24 protein-coding genes are annotated in these 25855 nt (G+C 26.5%); 7 read left to right on the top strand and 17 right to left on the bottom strand.

All coding sequences use genetic code 11. The features are described from left to right. From AC5SL1_RS02535 to gltX, 7 genes are all read left to right on the top strand, one after another. Positions 1 to 1422 carry a SurA N-terminal domain-containing protein gene (locus AC5SL1_RS02535; RefSeq protein WP_494600172.1) on the top strand — a complete coding sequence of 474 codons (1422 nt, stop codon included), beginning with the start codon at positions 1 to 3 and terminating at the stop codon, positions 1420 to 1422. Next, complete coding sequence (gene trpE, locus AC5SL1_RS02530; protein WP_494600171.1) at positions 1422 to 2876, top strand: anthranilate synthase component I; 1455 nt, start codon at positions 1422 to 1424, stop codon at positions 2874 to 2876. The genes AC5SL1_RS02535 and trpE overlap by 1 nt, the downstream gene beginning before the upstream one ends. Further along, on the top strand, positions 2876 to 3442 hold the full coding sequence (locus AC5SL1_RS02525; protein ID WP_494600170.1) for an anthranilate synthase component II: 567 nt from the start codon (positions 2876 to 2878) through the stop codon (positions 3440 to 3442). The genes trpE and AC5SL1_RS02525 overlap by 1 nt, the downstream gene beginning before the upstream one ends. 3 nt (positions 3443 to 3445) lie before the next feature. Further along, positions 3446 to 4438: an anthranilate phosphoribosyltransferase gene (trpD, locus tag AC5SL1_RS02520; RefSeq protein ID WP_494600169.1), complete on the top strand. Its 993-nt coding sequence runs from the start codon at positions 3446 to 3448 to the stop codon at positions 4436 to 4438. After that, a complete protein-coding gene (locus AC5SL1_RS02515) occupies positions 4431 to 5231 on the top strand; it encodes an indole-3-glycerol phosphate synthase TrpC (RefSeq protein WP_494600168.1) in 801 nt (266 codons plus the stop codon). The genes trpD and AC5SL1_RS02515 overlap by 8 nt, the downstream gene beginning before the upstream one ends. 80 nt (positions 5232 to 5311) lie before the next feature. Beyond that, positions 5312 to 5989: a transcriptional repressor LexA gene (gene lexA / locus AC5SL1_RS02510; RefSeq protein ID WP_494600167.1), complete on the top strand. Its 678-nt coding sequence runs from the start codon at positions 5312 to 5314 to the stop codon at positions 5987 to 5989. 22 nt (positions 5990 to 6011) lie between these two features. Beyond that, complete coding sequence (gene gltX / locus AC5SL1_RS02505) at positions 6012 to 7412, top strand: glutamate--tRNA ligase (protein WP_494600166.1); 1401 nt, start codon at positions 6012 to 6014, stop codon at positions 7410 to 7412. On the opposite strand, the gene lpxB is transcribed toward gltX, so the two are convergent. From lpxB to proS, 17 genes are all read right to left on the bottom strand, one after another. Continuing rightward, positions 7389 to 8525 (bottom strand): lipid-A-disaccharide synthase, encoded by a 1137-nt coding sequence (gene lpxB, locus AC5SL1_RS02500; protein WP_494600165.1) that lies wholly within the window; start codon positions 8523 to 8525, stop codon positions 7389 to 7391. The two genes, gltX and lpxB, sit on opposite strands and share 24 nt — an antisense overlap. Continuing rightward, positions 8522 to 9316 carry an LpxI family protein gene (locus tag AC5SL1_RS02495; protein ID WP_494600164.1) on the bottom strand — a complete coding sequence of 265 codons (795 nt, stop codon included), beginning with the start codon at positions 9314 to 9316 and terminating at the stop codon, positions 8522 to 8524. Before AC5SL1_RS02495 ends, lpxB begins: the two co-directional genes overlap by 4 nt. Before the next feature lies 1 nt (position 9317). After that, positions 9318 to 10094 carry an acyl-ACP--UDP-N-acetylglucosamine O-acyltransferase gene (gene lpxA, locus AC5SL1_RS02490; protein WP_494600163.1) on the bottom strand — a complete coding sequence of 259 codons (777 nt, stop codon included), beginning with the start codon at positions 10092 to 10094 and terminating at the stop codon, positions 9318 to 9320. Then, a complete protein-coding gene (gene lpxD, locus AC5SL1_RS02485; RefSeq protein WP_494600162.1) occupies positions 10091 to 11071 on the bottom strand; it encodes a UDP-3-O-(3-hydroxymyristoyl)glucosamine N-acyltransferase in 981 nt (326 codons plus the stop codon). The genes lpxA and lpxD overlap by 4 nt, the downstream gene beginning before the upstream one ends. Before the next feature lie 55 nt (positions 11072 to 11126). Further along, entirely contained in the window at positions 11127 to 11579 is a 453-nt protein-coding gene (gene fabZ / locus AC5SL1_RS02480) for a 3-hydroxyacyl-ACP dehydratase FabZ (RefSeq protein ID WP_494580594.1), read from the bottom strand. Beyond that, positions 11579 to 12100 carry an OmpH/Skp family outer membrane protein gene (locus AC5SL1_RS02475; RefSeq protein ID WP_494600161.1) on the bottom strand — a complete coding sequence of 174 codons (522 nt, stop codon included), beginning with the start codon at positions 12098 to 12100 and terminating at the stop codon, positions 11579 to 11581. Before AC5SL1_RS02475 ends, fabZ begins: the two co-directional genes overlap by 1 nt. A 2-nt stretch (positions 12101 to 12102) precedes the next feature. After that, positions 12103 to 14343: an outer membrane protein assembly factor BamA gene (gene bamA, locus AC5SL1_RS02470; protein ID WP_494600160.1), complete on the bottom strand. Its 2241-nt coding sequence runs from the start codon at positions 14341 to 14343 to the stop codon at positions 12103 to 12105. Positions 14344 to 14351: 8 nt separating this feature from the next. Beyond that, positions 14352 to 15518: a 1-deoxy-D-xylulose-5-phosphate reductoisomerase gene (locus tag AC5SL1_RS02465; RefSeq protein ID WP_494600159.1), complete on the bottom strand. Its 1167-nt coding sequence runs from the start codon at positions 15516 to 15518 to the stop codon at positions 14352 to 14354. A gap of 2 nt (positions 15519 to 15520) precedes the next feature. Further along, positions 15521 to 16183: a phosphatidate cytidylyltransferase gene (locus AC5SL1_RS02460; RefSeq protein ID WP_494600158.1), complete on the bottom strand. Its 663-nt coding sequence runs from the start codon at positions 16181 to 16183 to the stop codon at positions 15521 to 15523. A gap of 1 nt (position 16184) precedes the next feature. Next, positions 16185 to 16862 (bottom strand): polyprenyl diphosphate synthase, encoded by a 678-nt coding sequence (gene uppS, locus AC5SL1_RS02455; RefSeq protein WP_494600157.1) that lies wholly within the window; start codon positions 16860 to 16862, stop codon positions 16185 to 16187. Next, positions 16859 to 17410: a ribosome recycling factor gene (frr, locus tag AC5SL1_RS02450; protein WP_494572598.1), complete on the bottom strand. Its 552-nt coding sequence runs from the start codon at positions 17408 to 17410 to the stop codon at positions 16859 to 16861. Before frr ends, uppS begins: the two co-directional genes overlap by 4 nt. Next, positions 17411 to 18262: a translation elongation factor Ts gene (gene tsf, locus AC5SL1_RS02445; RefSeq protein ID WP_494600156.1), complete on the bottom strand. Its 852-nt coding sequence runs from the start codon at positions 18260 to 18262 to the stop codon at positions 17411 to 17413. After that, on the bottom strand, positions 18262 to 19083 hold the full coding sequence (gene rpsB / locus AC5SL1_RS02440) for a 30S ribosomal protein S2 (RefSeq protein WP_494600155.1): 822 nt from the start codon (positions 19081 to 19083) through the stop codon (positions 18262 to 18264). Before rpsB ends, tsf begins: the two co-directional genes overlap by 1 nt. Before the next feature lie 129 nt (positions 19084 to 19212). Continuing rightward, positions 19213 to 22629 carry a DNA polymerase III subunit alpha gene (dnaE, locus tag AC5SL1_RS02435; protein ID WP_494600154.1) on the bottom strand — a complete coding sequence of 1139 codons (3417 nt, stop codon included), beginning with the start codon at positions 22627 to 22629 and terminating at the stop codon, positions 19213 to 19215. Beyond that, entirely contained in the window at positions 22610 to 23299 is a 690-nt protein-coding gene (locus AC5SL1_RS02430) for an ABC transporter ATP-binding protein (protein ID WP_494600153.1), read from the bottom strand. Before AC5SL1_RS02430 ends, dnaE begins: the two co-directional genes overlap by 20 nt. Further along, complete coding sequence (locus AC5SL1_RS02425) at positions 23292 to 24524, bottom strand: FtsX-like permease family protein (RefSeq protein WP_494600152.1); 1233 nt, start codon at positions 24522 to 24524, stop codon at positions 23292 to 23294. The genes AC5SL1_RS02430 and AC5SL1_RS02425 overlap by 8 nt, the downstream gene beginning before the upstream one ends. Then, positions 24521 to 25855, bottom strand: coding sequence for a proline--tRNA ligase (gene proS, locus AC5SL1_RS02420; RefSeq protein ID WP_494600151.1), 1335 nt, complete (start codon positions 25853 to 25855; stop codon positions 24521 to 24523). Before proS ends, AC5SL1_RS02425 begins: the two co-directional genes overlap by 4 nt.

Genomic DNA, 25855 nt, shown 5'->3' with positions numbered 1-25855 from the left:
ATGATTAGTACTTTTAAAAATTTTACAAAGAATAAAATTGCTGGATTAGCATTAATAATTGTCATTATTATTGCATTTGGTTTTGGAGGGTTTGGTGGTGGGTTTAACACCAGCAATCAAAATAATATAGCTAAGATTAATAGTACTAAAATTTCAACTCAAAACTATGTTGATTATTTAAATCAATCTGGATTAAGCAATCAAGTAATAAAAAATAATATTGATAATGGTATTATTGAAGAACTTTTATCAGCATTGGTCTCAACTACATTATTGGATCTAGAAATAAATGATTTGGGTCTTTCTGTCTCTAAAGAGATCATTGCACAAAAAATTATGTCTAACAAAAATTTTATGGATGATAAAGGTAATTTTCAAAGAACCTTATATGAAAAATTTTTACTAACAAACAATTCATCTGCACCAGCCTTCGAAATCAAATTAAAAAATGATGAATTACAAAAACAACTGTTTACTTACATCGGTGGAGGCACCAAGACTCCTGATTTTTTAATAGATACATTTTATAAAGAACAAAATAGTAAATTAGAAATTGATTATCTTGATTTAAATTTATTTTATAAAAAAAAAGATGAATTTACTGAAATTGATATAAATAATTTTATTACTGAAAATTCAGATAAGCTTGTGCAAGACTACATTAATTTTGAGTATGTGAATCTAAATCCTAATAATATGACAGGATTAAGTGAATTCAATCAAGCTTTTTTTGATAAAATTGATGCAATTGAAAATCAAGTTTCAAAAAATATTAATTTTTCACAAATTATAAAAGAGCTAAATTTGAAAGCTAATAAAGTGGTTAACTATATTAATTTAGATAACAAAGAGGATATAAAAAATTTAATTTATAATTCAAGAAAAAACAAAATAGATATTATTGAATATAATGGTAATTATACATTATATAACATATCTCAATTAAATTCAAAATTACCAGGCATCAAAGATGAAAAATTTAGAAAACAAATAACAAACCTTTTATTTGAAAAAGAAAAGTTTGCATTCAATAAAGATATTTTAGATAAGATTAATAAAAAAGAATTTGATCAAAATTCCTTTTCAAAATTAGGCTCTGATAAAATTAAAAGAATTAAATTAAATTCAATAAAAGATGATAAAAAATTTGAAATAAATTCAATTAAAGTTTTATATTCTTTACCATTAAAAACTTTTACTTTAGTGGCAGATAGTAAAAACAATGTATATTTAGCTCAAACATTAGCTTTTGATATAAACAATGTTGATTACAAATCAAAAGAATTTACTGATGCATCCATTAAAGGAAGTGCTCAAAATAAAAATAGTATCTTAAAATCATATGATTTCTTTTTGAATACTAAATATGATGTTGTTGTAAATGACTCAGCCGTTGATCGAGTTAAAAATTATTTTAAATAATGCTCAATAAAAGCTTTTCTGAATTTAAGCGCCAGCACCAAAAAAAAACAAATCAAGTACTTTTTGTCTCTAGAAAGATAAAAGATAATACAGAAATTTTAAATTTAATCGAAAATTTTCTTGTTGAAAAAAATAGCTTTATTTTTGAGTCGGTTGAAAAAGGAAAAATAAAAGGAAGATATACAATATTTGGAAAAAATCCTGATAAAATTTGGGAATTTAATAATGATAAATCTTACCTAATTGAAAATAAATCTAAAAAAAGAATTAAAGGTTCACCTGATAAAATTATAGAAAGAATAATTGAAAGTTTTAATTTTAAAACACCTGCTAGTCTTCCTCCTATTTGTTCTTTAATTTCCGGTTACTTTTCTTATGACTCAATTAGATATATAGAAAAAATACCTAACAAATGTAAAGATGATTTAAAATTACCAGATGTTAGATTGTTAAGACCTCAAACTGTAATTATTCATGACAATCTAAAAAAAAAGATTTTCTACATAGTAAATGTTTTTAAAGATAAAAAAATATCAAACTATAAAAAAGCATATTTAAGAATTAAAGAAGATATTGAAAGATTATTAATAGAGTCTTCTTTTAAAAAGACTTCACCACTAACAACATCATTTTCTAATTTTAAAGTTAAATCTAATACTTCAAAAAATAAGTTTCTGGCCATGATTACAAAAGCTAAGAAGTATATTAAGCTTGGAGATATATTTCAGGTTGTCTTAAGTCAAAGATTTGAGGCAAAACTATCTAAAAGTCCATTAGATATTTATAAAAAATTAAGAAATACAAACCCTTCTCCATTTATGTATTTTTTTAATTTTACAGATTTTCAAATAATTGGTGCGAGTCCTGAAATCTTGGTTAGACTTAGAGATAATAAGATAACAGTAAGACCAATAGCTGGCACTAGACCAAGAGGCAAAGATGTAAAAGAAGACAACTTTTTAGCCAAAGATTTATTAAATGATAAAAAAGAACTTTCAGAACATCTAATGTTATTAGACCTTGGTAGAAATGATGCGGGTAAAGTCTCAAAAATTAATTCAATTAAAGTTACAGAAAGTTTTATAATTGAAAAATATTCCCACGTTATGCATATAGTTTCAAATGTGATTGGAATATATAATAAAAAATTCACTAAATTTAAAACCTTACTCGCCGGTTTTCCTGCTGGAACTGTTTCTGGCGCGCCTAAAATAAGAGCAATGGAGATTATTGATGAATTGGAAACATCAAAAAGAAAAGTTTATGCTGGAGGCATCGGCTACTTTTCTTCGAATGGGGAATTTGACACCTGCATTGCTCTACGAACAGCTATAGCAAAGAAAGATAAATTTTATGTACAAGCTGGTGCAGGTATAGTTGCTGATAGTAATCCAATAAAAGAATATGAAGAAACTATAAACAAAGCGAAAGCATTACTAAACGCATTAAAATAATGAAACTTTTACTAATAGATAACTATGATAGCTTTACATTTAATCTCTACCATTATCTTTCATCATTAAAGGTAAATGTTGATGTTGTTAGAAATGATAAAATTAATGTTAAAGAAATTATCAAAAAAAGATATGATAGGATTGTAATTTCCCCTGGACCAGGTAACCCAAATCAATCTGGTAATTGTATTAACATTGTTAAATCACTTTATAAGCAAGTGCCAATTTTGGGTGTATGTTTAGGGCATCAAATAATTGGCCAAGTTTTTGGTTCAAAAATAATTCAAGCAAAAAAAGTTATGCATGGCAAAACTAGCAGAATAAAGTCCAAAAAAATTGGAATTTTAAAAAATCTACCCTTAAATTTTGAGGCCACTAGATATCATAGTTTAATTATTGATAAGAAAACTTTATCTAGTCAGCTTAAAATCACCGCTGAAACTAATGATGGCGTTATAATGGGTATTATGCATAAAGAATACAACATTCATGGTGTTCAATTTCATCCGGAAAGTATTAAAACTAAATTAGGAATGAAAATATTAAAAAACTTTATTAATTATTAATCTATGAAAGAAATTCTAGAAAAATTAAGAAAAAAGCAAGATTTAACTTTTGCAGAAAGTAAATCTGCCTTTGAATTATTAATGACTGGAAAAGCTAATGAAGAGGAGATTTATAACTTTTTAACCCTGCTCTCTGAAAAAGGTGAAGTTTCAGATGAAATAGCAGGAGGTGTTTATGTCCTTAGAGAAAAATCAAAAAGAGTAAACGTTGCCGATTGTGTTGATACCTGTGGAACTGGTGGAGATGGCATGAATACTTTAAATATTTCAACTGCTTCTGCTTTATTATTGGCCAGTATGGGTACAAAAGTAGCTAAACACGGTAATAAAGCCGTATCATCAAAATGTGGTTCTGGGGATGTTTTAGAAGCTCTTAAAATTAAAATAGATCTTGAGCCAAACGATATAGAAAAAGAAATCAACAATAATAACTTTGGTTTTATGTTTGCTCCCAATTATCACAGCGCAATGAGATTTGTTGGTCCTGTTAGAAAGAAAATTGGCAAAAGAACTATTTTTAATATGATCGGTCCATTAAGCAACCCAGCTTTAGTTGATAGACAAGTTGTTGGTGTTTTTGATAAAAAATTACTAAAGATATTTGCAGAAGGACTTCGAAATTTAAATATTAAATTTGCATGGATTGTAAACAGTGAAGATGGTTTGGATGAGATATCCCCTTATGCAAATACAAATGTAATTCAATTAAAAGATGGTGAGATATCTGAAATTACAATTGATCCAAAATCTCTTAATGTTAATGCAGATAAATTCGATAATTTAATTGGTGATGATGCTAATTTTAATGCTAATAAAATGATTGAAATATTTAAAGGTAAAGATAATGATTTTTCAAAAGCTGTTTGTTTGAATGCAGCTGCTGGATTAATAGTTAGTGAAAAGTTTACAAACTTTTTAGATGCTTATAATTTTTCAAGAGAATTTATTTTATCAGGCAAACCCTACTCTCATTTAGAAAAAATTCAAAATGTCTGAAAATATATTAAATAACATAATTACAAAAAAAATAGAAAGAATAGATTTATTAAAAAAATCAACTAGCTTAGATTCTTTAAATGAAATTATAGATAAAAATAGCTCTTATATTAATTTTAAAGAAAAAATTGAAAATAATATAATACAAGACAAAATTTCAATAATAGGTGAAATTAAGAAAGCTAGTCCATCAGCAGGTATAATTATAAATGATTACAATCCAGTTGAAATTGCAAAAATTTATAATGAAAATAAAGTAACTTGCTTATCAGTTCTTACAGAAGAAGATTTTTTTTTAGGAAATTTAATTCATATTAGTAAAATTAAACAACAATTTAATTTACCAATTTTATGTAAAGATTTTTTTATTGATAAATTTCAAATACCATTGGCTAAAAGTTATGGAGCTGATGCAATTTTAATTATTCTTGCAGGTGTATCAGATGATTTGGCTCATGAATTATATGAAGAAGCATTAAGATATAATATGTCAGTTATTGTTGAAGTGCACACTGTAGAAGAAGCAGAAAAATCTTTGAATTTTAAAGATGCTTTAATTGGAATTAATAATAGAAACTTAAAAACACTAATGACTGATATTAATACAACCTACGATATTCATAATGTACTTGCTAAACACCAAGGACCATTAATTTCTGAAAGTGGAATTAAAACAAAAGATGAACTTTTAGATTTGAAAAATAAAACCTCTATTAAAACTTTTTTAATAGGAGAATCACTTTTAAAAAATTTATCAGAAAATTCTATATTTTCAGTTTTAAAGTCAAATTAAACCCTATTTTACTTACTTATTTAGCTATTGTTAATTAATAAGAACTTTTATAGAACATTATTTGTACGATATTTGTTCTTATGCTTACAAAAAAACAAAAAAACTTGCTTTTATTTATCAACAAAAAGTTGAGAGCTTCAGGTGTTTCACCTTCATACGAGGAGATGAAAGATTCTTTAAATTTAAAATCAAAGTCAGGAATTCATAGATTAATAAGCGCTTTAGAAGAGAGAGGGTTTATTAAAAGATTGGCTCACAAAGCAAGAGCTCTAGAAGTTATAAAACTACCTGAGACAGCTTCGGCAAATGATATTTACAATAGCTTTTCACCTAGTGTTATTAAGGGTGGATTGGACAACGATACAACTAATGCAGATGAAATTGAAATACCTGTTCTAGGTAAGATTGCTGCTGGAACTCCAGTAGAAGCAATTCAAAATGAGGTTGCTAGAATACCACTTCCAAGTAATCTAGAAAAGAATGGCCAATATTTTGGGCTTAAAGTTCAAGGAGATTCTATGATTGAAGCAGGTATCAATGAAGGAGACACAGTAATTATTAAAAGAACTGATACAGCTGATAATGGAAAAATTGTTGTAGCTTTAATAGATGAGCATGAAGCAATGCTTAAAAGAATTAGAAGAAAAGGCAAAACTGTAGCACTTGAAAGTGCAAATAGAAATTATGAAACTAAAATATTTGGCCCAGATAGAGTAAAAGTTCAGGGTGTTTTAGTATCTTTATATAGAAACTTCTAATAAAATAGTTTAAAAATTCCTAATGTCAAATGTAGCAACAAGATTTGCTCCCTCACCTACTGGAGCTCTTCATATTGGTGGAGTAAGAACAGCTTTATTTAATTGGTTATTTTCTAAAAACCAAAAAGGAAAATTTCATCTTAGAATTGAAGATACTGATAAAGAAAGATCTAAAGATGAACATAAAGTTCAAATTATCAAATCTTTAAAATGGATCGGTATAGAGCATGATGGTGAAGAATATATACAATCAACTAAAATTGATGATCATATAAAAGTTGCTAATGAGCTGCTTAAAAGTGGCAATGCATATAAATGCTACTGTTCAAGTGAAGAGATTGAAGAACAAAAAAAAAGAGCCAGACAAAAAAAGCTTCCTTATATCTATAATAGAAAATGTAGAGATCTACCAGAAACAGACTCTCCTAAAGATATTAAACCTGTAATTAGATTTAAAAGTAAAATTGAAGGATCTACTATACTAAAAGATTTAGTACAAGGTGATGTAGAAATTGACAATAATACAATTGAAGATTTTATAATTTTAAGGAATGATGGAACACCAACATATAATTTATCTGCAACAGTTGATGATCATCAAATGAATATGACCCATATCATTAGAGGGGATGATCATAAGATTAATACATTCAAACAAATGCAAATTTACTTAGCAATGAAATGGGAAGTTCCTGAGTTTGCACATATACCTCTTATTCATACAATAGAAGGTAAAAAATTATCAAAAAGAGATAATGCATCAACTTTAGATGACTATTCAAAAATAGGAATAATGCCCGATGCATTAAGGAATTATTTACTGAGATTGGGTTGGTCTTTTGAGGATAAAGAAATATTTACTCTGGATGAAAGTATTAAGCACTTTAACTTAGAAGGTATAGGAAAATCACCCTCTAAACTAGATATGAGTAGAATTTTATCAATGAACGAGCATTATATTAAAAATATTGATGAAAATGATTTATTTAATCAACTCACAGAATACTGCAAATTATATAAGGGTGAAATTAAGTCAGATAAAAAAGATAAAATCAAAAAATCTCTAACTTTCTTAAAAAATAAAGCAAAAACATTAGAAGATATATTTAATAATGGTCAATATATTATTGTAGATGAAGTAAATTTTAATCAGGATGATATTAAAATCATTGATAATAAAGCAAAAAAAATCATTTCTGCTTTTAGCACTCAATTTGCTACCATTGATAAGCTTAGCAAAGAAACGTTAGAGCCAATAGTAAATGAACTAATTAAATCAAATAATACAAATTTTAAAGGAGTTGGTCAGCCTTTAAGAATAGCTTTAACAGGTTCAAAATTTGGACCTGGCATATATGATATAATTATTTCACTTGGAAAAGAGGAAGTTATAAAAAGATTAACTAATAAGAAACTTAGTTAACACGGAAGAAGCTTCATCAGAAGATGAGGTTTTTGATCTAATTTTAATTAAAGTTTCATCACACTCATTGATTTGTTTTTTCATTAATTCTGGATTTTTTAAAAAATAAACAACAGAATTGTAAATCTCTTTAGCATTACATTCTTTTTGTATTAATTCAGGAATTATCTCTTTGTTGTTAATAATATTGATGATATTAGCAAATTTTGTTTTCACCAACATTTTAACAATTAAAAAATTCAAAAAATTCATTTTATAAATAATTATAGAAGGAACTCTTGCATTGCAAATTTCAAGAGAAACAGTTCCAGATTTAGAAACTGCAAAAATAGATTTATTTAGAATTTGTTTTTTGATATTTTCATCAGAAATAACTTCAACATTTTTTAAATTTATATTATGAATTTTTTTACTAATTAAATTTTTATTATCTTCAGTAGTATGAAAAATAAAAGTAAAATTATTAAATTTTTTATTCATCATATTAATAAAATCTATCAAAATAGGTAAAAGTAAATTCACTTCAGCCGATCTACTTCCAGAAAAAAGAGAAATAATCTTTTTATCATTGGATATAATGCTAGATAGATCTATTTTGTTATTTGACTCATGTTCTAATAGCGGATGACCAACAAAAGTATTTGGGATATTTTCTTTATCAAAATATTTTTTTTCAAAATCAAATAATAATAAAATATGATCTAAAAACTTTTTAAATTTTTTTACTCTGCCCTCTCGCCATACCCATACTTGTGGTGCTACATAATGAATAGTTTTTATCTCATTATTTAATTTTTTAACTTTTTCTGCAACTCTTAAGGTAAAATCAGGACTATCCACACTAAATAAAATATCTGGCTTAAATTTTATTATTTCTTCTACAGTTTTATTTATTTTATTCTTTATTTTAAAAATATTTAATAAAACACTTGTAAAACCGATATGGGTAATTTCTTTAAGGTTAAAAATAGATTTTATTCCTAAGGAATTTAAATGTGTTCCACCAACACAAGCATATTCAATATTAGGATTATTTTTTTGGAGTTTAGATATAACTTTAGAAGCGAGTTTATCTCCAGAAGGTTCACCAGTTAATATAAAGATTTTTTTCATTCTACCGAGATAAACATCTTATTTTTATTTGCAAATTTTATGCATTTGATTTTATCTAAAAAAACATGTTGTTTGCTTTTTATAACAATACCCCTTAATCCAGCAGTCTTACTTTGTTTGATAGTTTTTAATCCAATCGTTGGTAGATCTACTCTCAAGTCTTGTTTTTTTTTGGGAAACTTAACTAAAACTCCGTGATTTTTAAATTTTTTGCTTTTGCTTTTTTCAAGCATTTTTTTAGTCCCACCTTTTCCTTCTATAGAAATTACTTTTTTGTTTCTAACTACAACAGCTTGACTAAAATTATATTGTCTTAAATTATTTAATGTTTGAATTGCTTTTTTAATATCTAATTTATCTTGTTTGTTTGGTTTTATCTTTGAATAATTACCTTTCGTTAAGGATAGTTCGGGATTAAATTTAAGTGAATTTTCAGTTTTTATCTTGTTTTGAGCCAATATCTTAATAATTTCTTTAAGTATCGCTGCATCTCCAAGCTTTGCAGCTTTGATTATTCTAGGGATATAATAAATTCCTTTTAAATCTAATTTCAATTTAGAAAAGTTTGGTTTATTTACTTTTCCAGCAAATAAGACTTTTTTACAGTTTTTTTCCCGAAGAATATTAATAATTTTACCGAATTGACCTATGGATACAGAGAAAGAATTTTTGTCTTTTTTAAATTTTCTTAATTTTGATAAATCTATTATCAAATATTTAATTTTTTGTTTCTTTATAGTATTAAGAATTATATTTGGAAAATCAGTATCACCAAAAAACAAACCTATCATCTTATGAAAATGGTGTACAAATTGACCTTTTTTTATCCTTTGTAATAAATTCTATTACATCTTTAACCAAGGGATTATCTTTAAAAGAACCATTTAATTTACTCAAGTTTTCAGTAAGATTTTTTGTTGCAAAGATTTCTTTATAAGCATCACTTAATCCTAAAATATCTTTATTTTCAAAGTTGGATCGTCTTAATCCTATTAAATTTAATCCTTGTAATGAATTTCTATTACCTGTTGATAACCCATAAGGGATAACATCATTTAATACACCAGTCATTCCACCTATCATTGCCATTTTACCTATTCTTGTAAATTGTTGAACAGCAGAATTTCCACCAATAATTACATGATCATCAATGATTGCATGCCCTGCAATAGCAACATTATTAGCTATAATTATATTGTTACCTAAGTAACAATCGTGAGCAACATGAGATGAAACCATAAATAGACAATTATTTCCAATTATAGTTTTTCCACCACCACCTACTGTTCCTGGATTTATCGTTACATACTCTCTAATTTTGTTATTGTCACCAATTATTAAATTGGTAGGTTCACCATTGTATTTCAAGTCCTGTGGATCATTAATTGAAACAAAAGGGTATATTTTATTTCCTTTACCAATTTTTACATTTCCAGAAATATTTACATGTGATTGAATAACAGTGCTTTCACCAATCTCAACATTAGGGCCAATTACACAATAAGGACCCACTCGAACGTTTTTATCTAATTTTGCTTTTGAGTCTACGATTGCAGTTTTATCTATCATTTATTTTCCTTAATAAATTTTTTTAAATCTTTAGCTGGATAGCCCATCACTTTAGTATTATCAGCAATATTTTTAATAACTCCTGAGCCGCCACCTATTTGAACATTGTTTCCAACTTTAAGATGTCCAGATATTCCTGCTTGTCCACCAATCATCACATTATTTCCAATTATAGAACTACCAGCAAAACCAACCTGTCCTGCAATAATACAATTTTCTCCAATTTTATTATTGTGAGCTATATGAACTTGGTTATCTATAAAAGTATTTTTTCCAATTACTGTATTTGATAAAGAGCCCCTATCAATTGTTGAGCCACAACCAATTTCACAATTATCTTCAATTATAACGATACCAATATGGGGATAACGGATATTTCCATCATTGTTAGGAAAAAATCCAAAACCTTTCTTTCCTATTACGCAACCATCTAAAATTGAAACATTATTTTTTATTAGAGTATTTCTAATTATTACATTAGATCCTATTGAGCAATTATCTCCAATTACAACATTACTTTCAATTATTGAATTGTGTCCTATTGAAAAATTTTTTCCAATTTTTACATTTTTACCTATCAATATATTGGTGCCATGTCTAAATTTTTTATAAAAAGATGTCTTTTCAATATTCGATGTTAATGGATCAAAGTCATCTGTAATGGCATCTGGATAGAAAAGTTTAGTAATCATTGCCGTAGAAATCAAAACATTTTCAACAACAATAGGTTTACAATTATTTGGTAAGATATTTGTTAATTGTTTAGTAGTTACACAATAAGCTGCTTTAGTAATAGAAGCTGTACTTTCATATTTTTTGGAATGAAAAAAAGTAATATCATTATTTGTTGCTGTAACAAGATCTTTAATATCAATAATTTTAGATCCTGTATAATTATTCTTATTATCTGTATTAGAAGAGTATAATATATCTTCAATTTTAAATGGACCTTGGTTTTTAAAAAAAGGATTAATCATTGTAAAAAGTTTTTAACAAAATTATTGAAATTTACTTATCAAGAATTATTACTGATTATTTTCTATCTACAATTGTTGCTGACCATAAAGCATCAGCCATTTTTTTTCCTTCTACAAAAGCTTCGCCTTTATATTTCCAAACTCTACCATGCGATCTTATTGCTTCAATATTCAGTTCTAGTTTGCAATCAGGTATAACTGGGTTTCTAAATCTTGCTTTTTCAATACCCATAAGAAAAACAAGCTTATTTTCGTAAGTCTCTTTGTCTATGCCATGAGCAGTTAGAGCTGCTGCAGCCTGACCAAAAGCTTCGACAATCAAAACACCAGGCATAACTGGATTTCCAGGAAAGTGTCCTTGGACAAAAAAACTATCTTTTCTAACATTTACGATTGCAGTAGCTGAAAACAATTTTTTGATATTAGTTAACTCATCAATTAAAAGCATTGGTTCTCTATGAGGTAGTAAATCAATGATTTCTTTTTTTGAAAGATTAAATTCAGTCATTAGTTTAATTTAATATTTTTAACTCTTTTATTAACTATAGTTAAAATTGAATCTGTAATATCTAAATCTTCTCTACCAATTATTATATGACTTTTCTGTAAAATTATATGTATAGAATTTTTTGAAGCATATTCAGAAAAAATAGGAGTTAAGTTCTCTAATAACTTTTTTATTGCTATATTTTTTTTAAGCATTAAGTCATTTTTGCTATCATTTACATCTTTATTGAATTTATTTGCATTTATTCTTAACGCGTTAACTTTTTTTTCAAATTCTTCCTTGGAAATAATATTTTTTTGTTGAGATATCTTTTTTTCTTCAGTCTTTAATTTTTCTTCAATTTTTTTAAATTTAGAAATATTCTTGTCATTAATTACATCTACTTGTTTCTTAATATTTTTACCAACATTAGACTCATTTAAGATTTTATCAGTATCAACATAAACAATTTTTATTTCATTTGAATTAATTGGATTAAATGCAAATAACAACAAGAATGATAATGAAATAAAAAATTTCATAATCAAAATGATGTTCCTATATTAAATTGAAATGACTCAGTTTTATCAGTATTTGCTTTTGAAATATTTTGGATGAATGCAAAATTCATAGGACCAATAGGTGTAAACCAGTTTACAGTCAAACCAGTAGATGATCTTATACTGTTGGATTCATCTACAGTGTCAGAATAATCTACGCCCCAGACATTGCCGGCGTCTATAAAATATTTCATATCAATGTTTTCAAAACTTTCAAGTAGCATTGGTAATGTAGTACTTAAATTAATAGCTGCTGCATAATTTCCACCTACATAATCGTTACCATCTCGAGGGCCAATTTTTCCAGTTTCGAAACCTCTCATTCTGCTACTGGACAAACCTAGTCTATTAGATACTCTCACGTCTTCATCGGTAAGAGAATTAATTGCTTTGCCATAAAAATTTATGTCAACAACCATACTGTTTTCAAGTTCATGCCATTTTTTAAACTCGTAACTATTACTTAGAGCAAAATCATCTGATATTAATGGCACTGATTGATTAAAAATACTTCTAATGCCATCAGTAGTTCTATATTTCTGATTACGCAAATCGTAATCTAAAGTATATGAAAATTTATTTTCAAAATAAGAGCCCTCTTGTTTCTTAAGAGAAGCACTAGCAGATGAATTTGTACTTATTTTTTCAAAATAAGTAGAAACACCAGGACTAAAAAAAAGATTTTCATTTTTTTCAAAACTTGTGCCTAATGAAAAACCAGTTTTTGAGCTCTCATAACCACTATCACTCAATTTATCTATAGTAACTCTCTCAATATTTGTAATTAATGACCTACCGCTATAATTAAAATTGGGATTATTCACAGAAAAATTACCTCTGATCGTATCTTCACTTACTCTTAAACTAGTTGATAATTTAACACCTTTTCCTAAAAAATTATTTTCTGAGACTGAAAAACCAACAGTTCCACCATCTGACCCAACACCTGCACCTAAGCTAATTTCACCAGTAGGCTTTTCAACTACTTCTATGTTAATAATCTTTGAGGATGGACTCGATCCCTCAATAGTTTCAGAATTAACTGTTTTAAAAATATTTAAAGCTTTTATATTATTTAAACCTTTTGCATGCAGAAGCTCATTAAAAGGATCACCTTCATCAACTTCCAAATTGGATCTTATAACACTCTCTTCTGTAATATTATTTCCAAAAATGTTAACACGTTCTACATAGAGTTTTTCAGATTCAGTTACATTAAAATTTATGTTTATTTTGTTATTATCCAATTTATCCTCTAAGATAGTTGCATTAATAAAATCATATTCTCTAGAAAGAGAAATTTTATCTATTTCTTTAACAATTTTAGAGATTTTACTAAAAGAATATAGAGTTCCCTCAAGTTCATTAAGTAATTTCTGAACTTCATTGAAATTTGATAAATTATAATCGATAGGTATTTCTAGTTTAGTCTTATTAACGGTATATAAATTTCCAGCGTTTATATTAAAAACTAATTTAAAACTATTATCATCTAAAATTGTTGCTGTAGAAGTATTAACTTTCACATCATAATAACCATTATCTAAATAAAACTTTTTTAATAATCTCTCATCTAATAATAATTTTTGTTCATTTAAATATTTATTTCTTGAAACAAATTTCCAAAATTTATTTTCTTCACTTGTAATTATATTTTTTAAAGTTTTAGTTTTAAAAATTTTATCACCAGTAAATTCAATAATTGAGATTTTTGACTTGTCTCCTATATCAATATTAAAAACAATATTTACAGTATTATTATTGTTTTCTATTATATTGCTATCAATATTTGATAAATAGTATCCCTCTGATGTTAATGATCTTTTTATGTTACTTAAATCTTTTGAAATATCAGATTCATTAAACGGGGCTTTCTCTTTGATAATTAAACTTTCTAGTATCGTATTTTTTATTGTTGTTGACTTAATTCCTTCAATTATAATAGTTTGAACAAGTTTATTTTCAATCAAATCAATTATTAAAACCTGATTATCAATTTTTAATGAAATGTTTTTAAAAAATTTAGTTTCGTAGAGATTTTTTAAAACTTGATTTAAATCATCTTCAGAATAATCTTTGCCTATCTCAATTTTTCCATAAGTCTTAATAGTACCTAAAGAAATCCTTTCATTATTATTTACAATTATATTGTTTATAATGTCTGCTTTTAATTGATTAAAAAAGTTAAAAAAAACTAATACAGATATAAAAATAATAATTTTCATGCTCAACTTTATACACATAATGATTTAGTTTTTAAAGCAACATATTTGCTTAGTTTAATTATTTGTATGACATTTCTTGGCTTAGAAGACTTAAGTTTGGTAAATTCTTTTAATTTCAAAATTCTATATAAATTTTTATAGATATCCTGATAGGCAATTTTTTTTTTTATATAAAGGTCAACAAGAGTATCATTGGCTGTAACAAGAACAGTTTCAAATAAACTGATATTGTCTGGGATCATTTTAATAAACTTTACCGTTGGAAATTTTAATAAATCAACATTTGATAAATCTAGATTATTAATAGTTTTAAAATCAATTTTATTTGTCTTTATTTTTCTATTTAAATTATCAATAAATAAAGAATTAAAAATTGGTATCTTCATATTTGTATCATGTATTAATAATTTTGAAGTACCATCATGAAATTTTACAATTGAATGTAAGTAAGATTTTGGATGAATCAAAATTTTAAATTTAGACAATGGCAATTGAAAAATTCTTTGAGCTTCAATTATTTCAAAAACTTTATTCATTAAAGTAGCAGAATCAATTGATATCTTTTTACCCATGCTCCAGTTAGGGTGTTTAATTGCTTTTTCAACAGAAACATTTTTTAGTTGAGAATTCTGTAATTTTAAGAATGGACCTCCAGAAGCTGTAATATAAATGATATCGAGTTCATTTTTTTTTTTATCATTAATTAGTGATTGAATAGAAAAATGTTCTGAGTCTACAGGAATAAATCTCACTTTATATTTTAAGATTTCTTTTTGAATTAAGTTCCATCCACATATAATTGACTCTTTATTAGCAATTGCAATATTCTTTGTAACTTTAATAATTTCGATAATTGATTCTAAACCGGACAACCCAGAAATAGCACACATCGAGTAGTCAACCTTATATTTATTAATTTTTAAAAAATCTTTGATTGAATTGAAAATTTTAATATTTCTATTTATATTAAATTTTTTTGCTTTTTTGAAATTTTCTTTATCGAAAATTACAACATTATTACAATCAATTTTTTTAGCTTGAGAAAGTAGTTTCTTATAATTTTTATAAGCAGTAAGTAAAACAACTTTAAAATTTTTTTTATTTTTAAAAATTATATTAGTTGTAATAGTTCCAATTGAGCCTGTAGCTCCTAGAATTATAATTTTTTTTTTCATGATCAAAACATTAGTTTACTTAATAAAAAACCAACAGGCACAGCAAAAATAATACCATCAATTCTATCTAAAAAGCCTCCATGACCTGGTAGAATATCACTAGTATCTTTTACATTAGCTTTTCTTTTTAAAAATGAAATAGACAAATCGCCAATTTGAGAAATGAGAGAGATAAAAATGATAAAAAAAGAAATTCCAATAAAATGATAATTTTCAAAATTTTGATAAAAAGGAATTATTAATAACATGGAAAAAATAAATGATCCTATGCAGCCAGAAACTGTTTTTTTTGGGCTAATCTTTGTAAGCTTTTTCCCCTTAAAAAATTTACCAAATAACATTCCACCAATATCTGAGGCTATTGCTACAAAGAAAGAAAGGATTATAAAAGTTCTATACTGATTATCTGTTAGAAAAACATAAACGATTAAACTTGACAGAAAAAAAAGATAAATCAGAGATAAACTTTTAAAAAAAAATTTTAAAATTCTATTTTTAAAATCTTTTTTTTTAAAAATTTTTGAAATTAGCCCTAAAAACTCAATCCATACAATTATTGAAATAATAAAGAGAGAAATAATCAAAATATAACTATAGAGATACATTAATAGTAGAAGAGCAACTAAAAATATAGATGTTACTATTCTTTTTTTTAATTCTTTCATTTTATATTGAGCCAAAATTCCTTTTTAATAATCTAAACTTTTTCAGAATTCTTTTATAATCATCCTTACTAAATTCAGGCCAAAACTTTTTTATAAAAAAAATTTCTGTGTAGGCAATCTGCCATAACAAGAAATTACTTAATCTATTAGTATTGCCTGTTCTGATTAGAATATCTGGATTTGGTATTTTTTTTGTATATAAATTATCATTTATATTTTTCTCGGTAATAACTTTATTTTTTTTAATTAATGTTTTACATGCAGTAATTATTTCATCTTTAGAGCCATAATTAAGAGCAACATTTATTTGAAGTTTATTATTAAATTTTGTTTTTTTTTCTGAATCGTTTATTATTTTCTGTAGTTTTTTTGAAATTTTTTTTTTATTTCCAATTACATTAAATTTAATACCATTTTGAACTAAATTAATTGTTTTCTTTAAAAGAAAATTTTCAAAAATTTTGAATAAAAACGTGATTTCTTGCTTTGGTCTTTTCCAATTTTCTGTAGAAAATGTGTAGAGTGTTAGATATCTAATATCTTGTTTTAAACTCTCTGTAATAATGTTTTCTATAGTCTTTAAACCTTCTGTATGGCCTTTATTTCTTGAACCTTTATTCTTTATACCCCATCTACCATTTCCATCCATAATAATGGCAACATGTTTAATTGGGTTCATATAGTCATGATTTCTTTTTCTTTAATCTCAACTTTTTGATCAATCGTTTTAATATGATTGTCAGTAAACGTTTGAACTATCTTTTCATATTTTTTTTCATCATCTTCACTAATTTCTTTAGATTTAAGTAAATTCTTTAACTCATCATTAGCTTCTCTTCTAATATTTCGAATTGATACTTTGCACTTTTCACCCATGGATTTAATAACTTTTTTAATCTCCACTCTTCTTTCTTCACTTAAATCTGGAACAGGTAATCTGATTAATTGACCATCTATCTGAGGATTTAAACCCAATTCAGATTTTTTTATAGCTGAATCTACTAATGAAACATTGTTGGCATCCCAAACTTGAATATTTATCATTCTTGGTTCAGGTGTTGTAATACTAGCAACTTGATTTATTGGCATAGCTTGGCCGTACACATCAACTTTAACAAGATCTAGCATTGCAGCATTTGCACGACCAGTTCTTAAAGATGTTAGTTCTTTAGAAAAAACCTCAATGGTTTTATCCATTTTTTGATTATATGTTTTGTCGTTAAACATTTATTCACCAATTTTTAATCTATAAAAATCATTAATCTTTAATCCAGAAATATTAAGTTCTTTAACAATATCTTGAACTTTCTTTTTTGGCTCCATAACCCAAGCTTGAGTTAATAATGCATTTTCCTCTTTAAATTTATTCATTTTACCTAAACTAATTTTTTGAACAATTTCATCTGGTTTGCCTGAACTTTTAAGTTCTTCTGTGACTAATTCTAGTTCCTTTTGTATAAGATCATTATCAATTGAATCTGCATTTAAAGACAAGGGACTAGATGCTGCAATGTGCATTGCCAATTGTTTTCCAAAAGTTTTGACTTGGTCTGAAACATCTTTAACTTCAAGCGACACAATAACAGAAAGTTTAGATAAATTATCTTTAACAACTGTATGTAGGTAGTTGAAATTTTTAGAACCTGAGTTATTAAAAGTTTTTGCTCTACCTATTGTTATTTTTTCACCCATTTTTGCTATAAGTGCAACTAAACTATCTTTAACCGTTTCGCCATTTGACATTTTAGTTTCGCTTAGCTTTTCAATATTAGATTCTGCTTGATTATTAAGTTCACTCAATTCTTTAGCAAATAATACAAAATCATCATTTTTGGCAACAAAATCTGTTTCACAGTTAACTTCAATAATAGAAATTTTATTTTCATCACCAGAAGTTGCAATTACACCTTCTTTAGCATCTCTTGACATTTTCTTAGAAGCTTTTGATATGCCTTTAACTCTTAAAATCTCAACAGCTTTATCTAAATCTCCACCAGACTCTTTAATTGCAAGATTACAATCTTTAAAACCAGCACCAGTTGCTTCACGTAATTGTTTAACTTTTTCAATATCACTCATTAGTTTAATTTTTTTTTATCCTTTTTAGCAAATTTGGCATCAAGTTTTTCTCTATCAATTTCTTGAACTGTTTTAGTAGATGCTTCTTTTGAATTGACTTCATCTGCTTCTGGTTTGTCATCTACTTTTGCTGGAGCAGCTTTTTTTGCATTTTCAATAGTTTCTTTTACTAAATTACAATAAAGATCAATTGCTCTTCTAGCATCATCATTTCCTGGTATTGGAAAATCTATTCCATCAGGGTTTGAGTTACTATCCAAAATAGCACAAATTGGAATGCCCAATTTAGATGCCTCAGCTATTGCTAAAGATTCATAGTTAGTATCAATTATAAAAACTAAATCTGGAACTTTTTTCATTTCAGCAATTCCTCCTAGAGCTCGTTCCAATTTGTCTTTTTTGACACTCATTTTTAATAATTCTTTTTTTGTGAAACCTCTATTTTCAGCAACAAGATCTGCCTCATATTTTTTCATTTTCTTAATTGAACCTGAGATAGTTCCCCAATTAGTTAGCATTCCACCTAACCATCTATAATTTACAAAGTATTGGCCAGTTTCTTTAGCAACTTCGGCTATAGCTTCTGATGCTTGCTTTTTTGTTGATACAAAAAGTATTTTTCCGTTATTAGCAATTGTATTATAAACTTTTTCTAAAGCTACATTGGTAAGTTCTAGTGTTTGAGTTAAATCAATAATGTGTATCGAGTCTCTTTTTCCAAAAATGTACTTTTTCATTTTTGGGTTCCATCTTAGAGTCTTATGACCTAAATGAACGCCTGCTTCTAATAGTTGTTGGATAGTTAAACTTGGTATTTTCATATTTATTCCCGGTTAAGCCACCACAGTAATTTCCATTTAAGGACCGGAGGTATAAAACCACAAACTGTGTGCGTGTTAATTTAATTTACCAGGTATTTACAAATATTTAATGAAAGAAACAAGTCTTTTTTACTGTATTGTTACTGATATATCGTCTTTTCTTAGTAAATTTATAGCTTTTCTATCAATCAAACGTCTGTTCTTAAGTTTAAAACTAATATTGTTCTCGTTAGTCTCTAAATTAATTTTTACCTCTGTAGTCCCCTCTTCATTTAATAATTTGGATATTTTTTCAATATCATCAACAGTCTTAATATTAAAAGCAATTTCATTAACTGGTTTATTAAATAAGTCTTTAAGAGAAGCGATTTTTTGAACATTTGTTCTCTTTAATCTGTTTTCATCATTTGAAATTGTTTTAATTAAAGTAATAATTAGTGAATTTCCCTCAATCAAAATTTCTCTATTAATCTCAAGAATATCTGAAAAAATAAAAAGTTCAAATACACTAGTTAAATCTGTAAATTTAATAACCGCATAAGAGTTTCCTTTGGCTGTTTTACGTTCAGAAATTTTTAATAAAGTAGCTGCTATATTTGCATCTTTAATATTATCATCAGAATTAAACTTTATATAATCAACAATTTTATAATCATCAAAAATTTCTTTAAACTGATTTAAAGGATGGTCTGATATAAAAAAACCAATAGCTTCAAATTCTCTTGAAAGTCTATCCTCAAATTTCCAATCCTCTATATTAAGAACAATTTCATTATCCTGCTCTTCATCAGCACCAAATAAGTCTATTTGATTAGCTGCTTTGTTTTCATGAATGTTTTTAGTTTTAAGAATGAAATTTGGAATTGAATTAAACAAAGCATGTCTGTTCTTTTCAATATTATCAAAGGCTCCTGCTTTAACTAGCCCTTCTAATTGAAGTTTATTAATATCCTTTGGATTTACTCTATTTAAAAAATCATTAATGGATTTAAATTCTCCATTTGCTAGTCTTTCTTTAACTACATTAGATATAGCATCAAACCCAACACTTTTAATTCCACCTAAGGCATAATAAAAATTTTCTTCATCAAATTTAAAATCAGCATAACATTTATTAATATCTGGTCTTATAACATTAATATTTATTCTTTTAAGTTCCTCATGAAATTCACTTAATTTATTTTGATTTGAAATATCCATAGTCATCGATGCTGCAAAAAACTCTTTTGGATAATAAGTTTTCAAAAATGCTGTTTGATAAGAAATTATTGCATATGCTGCAGCATGACTTTTGTTAAAACCATATTCAGCAAATGGTTCGATTTTTAAAAAAATACTTGCCGCAACATCTTTGCTAATACCATTTTTTAGTGCACCTGCAATAAATCCTTGTTTTTGCTTTTCTAGTTCAGCTCTTTTCTTTTTACCCATTGCCCTTCTTAAAATATCAGCTTCACCTGCAGTAAAACCTGATAATTTTTGAGCTATTTGCATTACTTGTTCTTGATAGATTATGACACCATATGTTGGTTTGAGAATGTCTTCTAAAAGAGGGTGTAAATAATCAGGCGTTTGTCTTCCATGCTTACAATCATTATATACAGGAATATTGCTCATAGGTCCTGGTCTATATAAAGCAACTAATGCAATAATGTCTTCAATATGATTTGGTTTCATTTGCATTAAAGCTTCACGCATACCGGCACTCTCCACCTGAAATAAACCAACTGTATTACCTGAAGAAAGTAATTCAAAAACTTTTTGATCCTCAAAATTTATGTCTTCGATATTAAAATTTTTATCTTTCTTTTTAATTAGTTTTTGAGTTCTATTAATGACTGTTAAAGTTTTTAGACCTAAAAAATCAAATTTTATTAAACCTGCATTTTCAGCAGAATACATATCAAATTGAGTTGATGGTAATAAAAGATCTGCGGAGGCGTCTTTATATAAAGGAACTATTTCAGTTAATTTTCTATCGGCTATAACAACACCGGCAGCATGAGTTGCAACATTCCGATTTAGTCCCTCTAACTTTAGTGATAAATCAGTAAGTTTTTTAACTCGAGGATCTTCATTTATTAATTTTTGAAGTCTTGGCTCACTATTTATGCATTCAATTAAACTTTGTGGACGTGAAGGATCAAATGGTATCATCTTAGAAATGCTATCTACAAAACCATATGGTAAACCTAAAACTCTACCAACGTCTCTTATAACCATTCTTGCTTTTAATTTTCCAAAAGTAATTATATGAGCAACACTATCTTTGTATTTTGTATTTAAATATTCAAATACAAGATCTCTTTTTTCTTCACAAAAATCTATATCAAAGTCAGGCATAGATATTCTATCAGGATTTAAAAATCTTTCAAAAATTAGATTAAACTTTATTGGGTCAACATCAGTAATTGATAAACACCAAGCTACTAAAGAGCCAGCACCAGAGCCTCTACCGGGTCCTACCGGAATATCATTTTTCTTAGCCCATTTAATATAATCAGAAACTATTAAAAAATAACTTGGGTATTTCATTTCAATTATAATTCTTAGTTCATGATCTAAACGATCTTTATAAAATAAAAATTTTTCATCATTAATGAGGTTTTTTTCTTCTATTTTAAAAACTTTTAAAAATTTTTCTTTCAATCCATTTAATGAGTCCTTTTTCAATATTTCATCGGCACTACCATCTTTTTCTGTACTTATATTAGGAAGAACAGGTTTAGAAAATTGAGGTCTAAAACTACACCTGTATGGTAAATTAAAATTATTTTCTAAAGCTTCGGGTAAATCAGAAAATAGAGCACACATTTCTTCTGAAGACTTAAAATAGTGTTGATCGCTATATTTAATTCTATTTTTATCATTAAGATATGTTTTTTCACCAATGCAAGTAAGAGCATCATGGGCTTCATGCATGTCTTTGGTTAAATAATAAACTTCATTTGATGCAATAATTGGAATTTTTAATCTAAAAGATTGTTCTAAATTAAACTTTTCAAAGGATATTTCATTTTGATCACCATGTCTTTGAATTTCTAAATAAAAATTATCTTTAAAATTTTTTAGTAAATCTTTGTAGATTTTTTGTATTTCATCAAATCTTCCTTTTTCAAATAACTTACCAAATAAGCCGTGATTGGTTCCTGATAAAAGAATAACATCACTAATATTATCTAGTAATTCTTTAATATCCAAATGTGGTTTTGATAAAACGTCATTTTCTAAATATGATTTTGAAGATAATTCAATAATTTTTTTGTAACCATTTTCATTGAGGGCGATTAAGGGGAGTAAACCTGTTGTGTCTTCATATTTAAAATTAATTTGAGTTCCAATAATAGGTTGAGTACCTACTTTAGAGATATTTTCAGAAAATTCTAATGCACCACATAAATTTTCAGTGTCACAAATTCCAACAGAAACTAATTTATTTTCTTTACAAAAATCTTTTAAACTCTCAATTTTGACAGCACCTTCACAAATGGAGTACTGAGTATGAACTTTGAGATGAGTAAAATGTTTATTGTTTGAATTTTGCATTGATAGTTTTTATATTACCATCAATCATTTCTAATTTGCAATCTGCCATATTGGCAAAATATCTATTATGAGTTGCATATATAATTAATCTATTCTTGTCCTTTAATTTATAAAGAATATTAAAAATTTCTTTAGCCGTACTTTGATCTAAACTTCCAGTTGGTTCGTCTGCTAATATTACATCAGGTTCATTAATTAGTGCTCTAGCAATTGCTATTCTCTGCATTTCACCGCCAGATAATTCTGATGGATAATGATCTTCTCTTGATCTTAAACCCATCTTTTTTAAAATTATTTTCGCCTTATGTTTTGCCTCTTTTTTATTATTAGTTAAAGATAAATGAGCCATGTAAACATTCTCTAAAGCCGTAAAGTCAGTTAATAAATTATTTTGTTGATAAATAATGCCAATTTTTTCTGATCTAATTTTATCATTGTCTAAAGTTTCTGAAAAATTCACCACTTTATTACTTATAGATAAACTTCCACTAGTCGGCCTATCAATCATTGATAAAATATTAAGCAAAGTTGACTTCCCAGAACCAGATGGTCCTACTAAAGAGTAAATCTTACCTTTTGTAAATGAATAATTTATTTTTTTTAATACTGAAATTTTTTTATTATTATAAAATGATTTAGAGATATTCTTTAAATTTATAAGATTATTCATATTTCAAACCTTTTACTGGATCAAGCTTAGAGGCTTTTATAGCAGGATATATTGAAACAATTATGGTTATTAAAATCGAACAAACTGAGATTATTAATATAGAAACAAGGTTTATTTCTGTGGGCATTTTACTTAAAAAATAAATCTCTTCTGGAAACAAACTTATATTAAAAGTATAACTCAAAAACTGTCTAATATTTTCAATATAAAGTGAAAACAATACACCCAATAAAATACCAAATATTGTAGCTGTCGTCCCAATTGTAACTCCTACTAAGAAAAAAATTTTAGTAATTGATTTATTTAGAACACCTATTGATTTAAGAATTGCTATATCTCTAGTTTTATTTTTCACCAATATTGTAAGACCTGAAATTATATTAAATGCTGCTACTAATATTATTAAAGATAAAATTATAAACATTACATTTCTCTCAACTTTTAATGCTGAAAATAACGAGCTATTCATATCAGCCCATGTATAAATAAATTCATCTTTAAATACTTCTTTGACTTTATTTTTTGCAATAACTATGTCTGAAGGATTTTTAAGATAAATTTCTAAATTTCTATTATCTTTATTAAAATCAAAAAAATTGTCTAATGTATCTATATTTATAAAAGCTATATTTCTATCAAAGTCAGCCAATCCACTTTCAAAGATTGAGCCAACAGTAAAAACTTCTTGTTTAGGTAAATTACCAATAATAGTTTCTATCCCAGATGGAGAGATAATTGATAATTTATCTCCGATCTTAAGTTCTAAATCAAAACTTAATTCCTTACCGATTGAAATATAATTTTTATAAAGTTTCTTCGAATTGCCAGAAAATCGACCTTTATTTACCACGTTAAGCTTTGAGAAATCTTTTTGACTGTACCCTCTTAAAACAATACCTTTGGTAAAATCTTGACTAATAATAATTGCTTCACCTGAATTACTAAATAGCAATTCTTCAGAAATCTTTTTTAACTCTTTATTATTAAGTTTATCTACAGAGATAGAATTTTCATAAGGCTTAATAGTTATATGAGGATTAAAACCAACAATTTTGTTTATAAGTTCTGTTCTAAAACCATTCATTACCGACATAACGATAATTAAAACAGCAACACCTAGACTTATTCCAATAAAAGAAAATATTGAAATTATATTTAAAAAACCATCTTTTTTTCTAGTTTTTAGATATCTAAATGTAATCTCTTTTTCTAAAGTAGAAATCAATTTTTTTCTTTTTGTTTAATTAAAATTTTTAATATTTGATCTAAAGTTAAATTTTGAGGATCTTTGCCAATTTCTTTAAATTCTAGTAAATCACCATCTGACTTTTTTCCAATAATAATTTGATAAGGAACGCCAATTAAATTAAATTTTTTAATTTTAGATGATAGGTTTTCATCCATATCATCAATTATTGCATCAATACCATTGATATTAAAAAATTCAAAAATTTTATTTGCTTTTTCTAAAGTTGAATTATCATTTTTGTTAATCATTGGTAATATTGCAAGTTCAAATGGAGCAATAGCAAATGGCCATTTCATGATTTCTTTTTTATCATCATATTTAGCCTCAATAATTGCACCAACTAATCTAGACACACCGATTCCATAAGATCCCATTTTAACAAAATCCTTCTTACCCTCAGGCAAATCTACTGATGCATTTAATGGTTTAGAGTACTTATCTCCAAAATAAAATATATGTCCAACTTCAATTCCTTTTGTTATCAATCTATTTTCAACCGAAACTTCTTTTTCAAATTCTTCTTTTTTGAATTTTTCATCTGTAACAGAATAATATTGTTCAAATTTTTTTCTTAAATTTTCTAAAGAATTTTTTTCTATTATTGAACCATCACTATTCAAGTCAAAAATTCTTTTGTCTGTAAAAATTTTACTTTCACCTGTGTCAGCAAGAATAATAAATTCATGTGAAAGATTTCCTCCAATAGGACCTGTATCGGCAGCCATAGGAATTGCAGTCAACTCAAGTCTTTTAAAAGTTTTTAAATACGATAAGAAGAATTTATTGTAAGAAAATACAGCCTCTTCATCACTCACATCAAATGAGTAAGCATCTTTCATATAGAATTCTCTACACCTCATTATTCCAAATCTTGGTCTTACTTCGTCTCTAAATTTCCATTGAATATGATATAATAATTGTGGCAATGATTTATATGATTTAATACTAGATCTGAATATATCAGTGACTAACTCCTCATTTGTTGGACCATATAACATTTCTCTATTTTGGCGATCATTTATCCTTAACATTTCTTCTCCATAATCGTCATAGCGTCCACTTTCTTTCCAAATTTCACTAGATTGAATAGTAGGCATCAAAATTTCTTGAGCACCAATTTTGTTTTGCTCTTCTCTTACAATTTGTTCAATTTTTTTCATCACCTTAAATCCTAAAGGTAACCAAGAGTAAATACCCGCCGAGGATTGTTTTATCATACCGACTCTTAACATCAATTGGTGTGATTTTATTTTAGCTTCAGAAGGGTTGTTTTTTAATATGGGTATAAATGATTTTGATATATGCAT

It is taken from the genome of Candidatus Pelagibacter sp. PS_10_02 (assembly GCF_059418005.1).
Note: the sequence above shows the minus strand (reverse complement) of the source record. Positions and strands in the feature narration are given on the sequence as shown.

What these genes read in the sequence shown, in the direction of transcription:
- AC5SL1_RS02535 (WP_494600172.1), top strand. Translation starts at nt 1, where the DNA reads ATGATTAGTACTTTTAAAAATTTTACAAAGAATAAAATTGCTGGATTA.
- trpE (WP_494600171.1), top strand. Translation starts at nt 1,422, where the DNA reads ATGCTCAATAAAAGCTTTTCTGAATTTAAGCGCCAGCACCAAAAAAAA.
- AC5SL1_RS02525 (WP_494600170.1), top strand. Translation starts at nt 2,876, where the DNA reads ATGAAACTTTTACTAATAGATAACTATGATAGCTTTACATTTAATCTC.
- trpD (WP_494600169.1), top strand. Translation starts at nt 3,446, where the DNA reads ATGAAAGAAATTCTAGAAAAATTAAGAAAAAAGCAAGATTTAACTTTT.
- AC5SL1_RS02515 (WP_494600168.1), top strand. Translation starts at nt 4,431, where the DNA reads ATGTCTGAAAATATATTAAATAACATAATTACAAAAAAAATAGAAAGA.
- lexA (WP_494600167.1), top strand. Translation starts at nt 5,312, where the DNA reads ATGCTTACAAAAAAACAAAAAAACTTGCTTTTATTTATCAACAAAAAG.
- gltX (WP_494600166.1), top strand. Translation starts at nt 6,012, where the DNA reads ATGTCAAATGTAGCAACAAGATTTGCTCCCTCACCTACTGGAGCTCTT.
- lpxB (WP_494600165.1), bottom strand. Translation starts at nt 8,525, where the DNA reads ATGAAAAAAATCTTTATATTAACTGGTGAACCTTCTGGAGATAAACTC.
- AC5SL1_RS02495 (WP_494600164.1), bottom strand. Translation starts at nt 9,316, where the DNA reads ATGATAGGTTTGTTTTTTGGTGATACTGATTTTCCAAATATAATTCTT.
- lpxA (WP_494600163.1), bottom strand. Translation starts at nt 10,094, where the DNA reads ATGATAGATAAAACTGCAATCGTAGACTCAAAAGCAAAATTAGATAAA.
- lpxD (WP_494600162.1), bottom strand. Translation starts at nt 11,071, where the DNA reads ATGATTAATCCTTTTTTTAAAAACCAAGGTCCATTTAAAATTGAAGAT.
- fabZ (WP_494580594.1), bottom strand. Translation starts at nt 11,579, where the DNA reads ATGACTGAATTTAATCTTTCAAAAAAAGAAATCATTGATTTACTACCT.
- AC5SL1_RS02475 (WP_494600161.1), bottom strand. Translation starts at nt 12,100, where the DNA reads ATGAAATTTTTTATTTCATTATCATTCTTGTTGTTATTTGCATTTAAT.
- bamA (WP_494600160.1), bottom strand. Translation starts at nt 14,343, where the DNA reads ATGAAAATTATTATTTTTATATCTGTATTAGTTTTTTTTAACTTTTTT.
- AC5SL1_RS02465 (WP_494600159.1), bottom strand. Translation starts at nt 15,518, where the DNA reads ATGAAAAAAAAAATTATAATTCTAGGAGCTACAGGCTCAATTGGAACT.
- AC5SL1_RS02460 (WP_494600158.1), bottom strand. Translation starts at nt 16,183, where the DNA reads ATGAAAGAATTAAAAAAAAGAATAGTAACATCTATATTTTTAGTTGCT.
- uppS (WP_494600157.1), bottom strand. Translation starts at nt 16,862, where the DNA reads ATGAACCCAATTAAACATGTTGCCATTATTATGGATGGAAATGGTAGA.
- frr (WP_494572598.1), bottom strand. Translation starts at nt 17,410, where the DNA reads ATGTTTAACGACAAAACATATAATCAAAAAATGGATAAAACCATTGAG.
- tsf (WP_494600156.1), bottom strand. Translation starts at nt 18,262, where the DNA reads ATGAGTGATATTGAAAAAGTTAAACAATTACGTGAAGCAACTGGTGCT.
- rpsB (WP_494600155.1), bottom strand. Translation starts at nt 19,083, where the DNA reads ATGAAAATACCAAGTTTAACTATCCAACAACTATTAGAAGCAGGCGTT.
- dnaE (WP_494600154.1), bottom strand. Translation starts at nt 22,629, where the DNA reads ATGCAAAATTCAAACAATAAACATTTTACTCATCTCAAAGTTCATACT.
- AC5SL1_RS02430 (WP_494600153.1), bottom strand. Translation starts at nt 23,299, where the DNA reads ATGAATAATCTTATAAATTTAAAGAATATCTCTAAATCATTTTATAAT.
- proS (WP_494600151.1), bottom strand. Translation starts at nt 25,855, where the DNA reads ATGCATATATCAAAATCATTTATACCCATATTAAAAAACAACCCTTCT.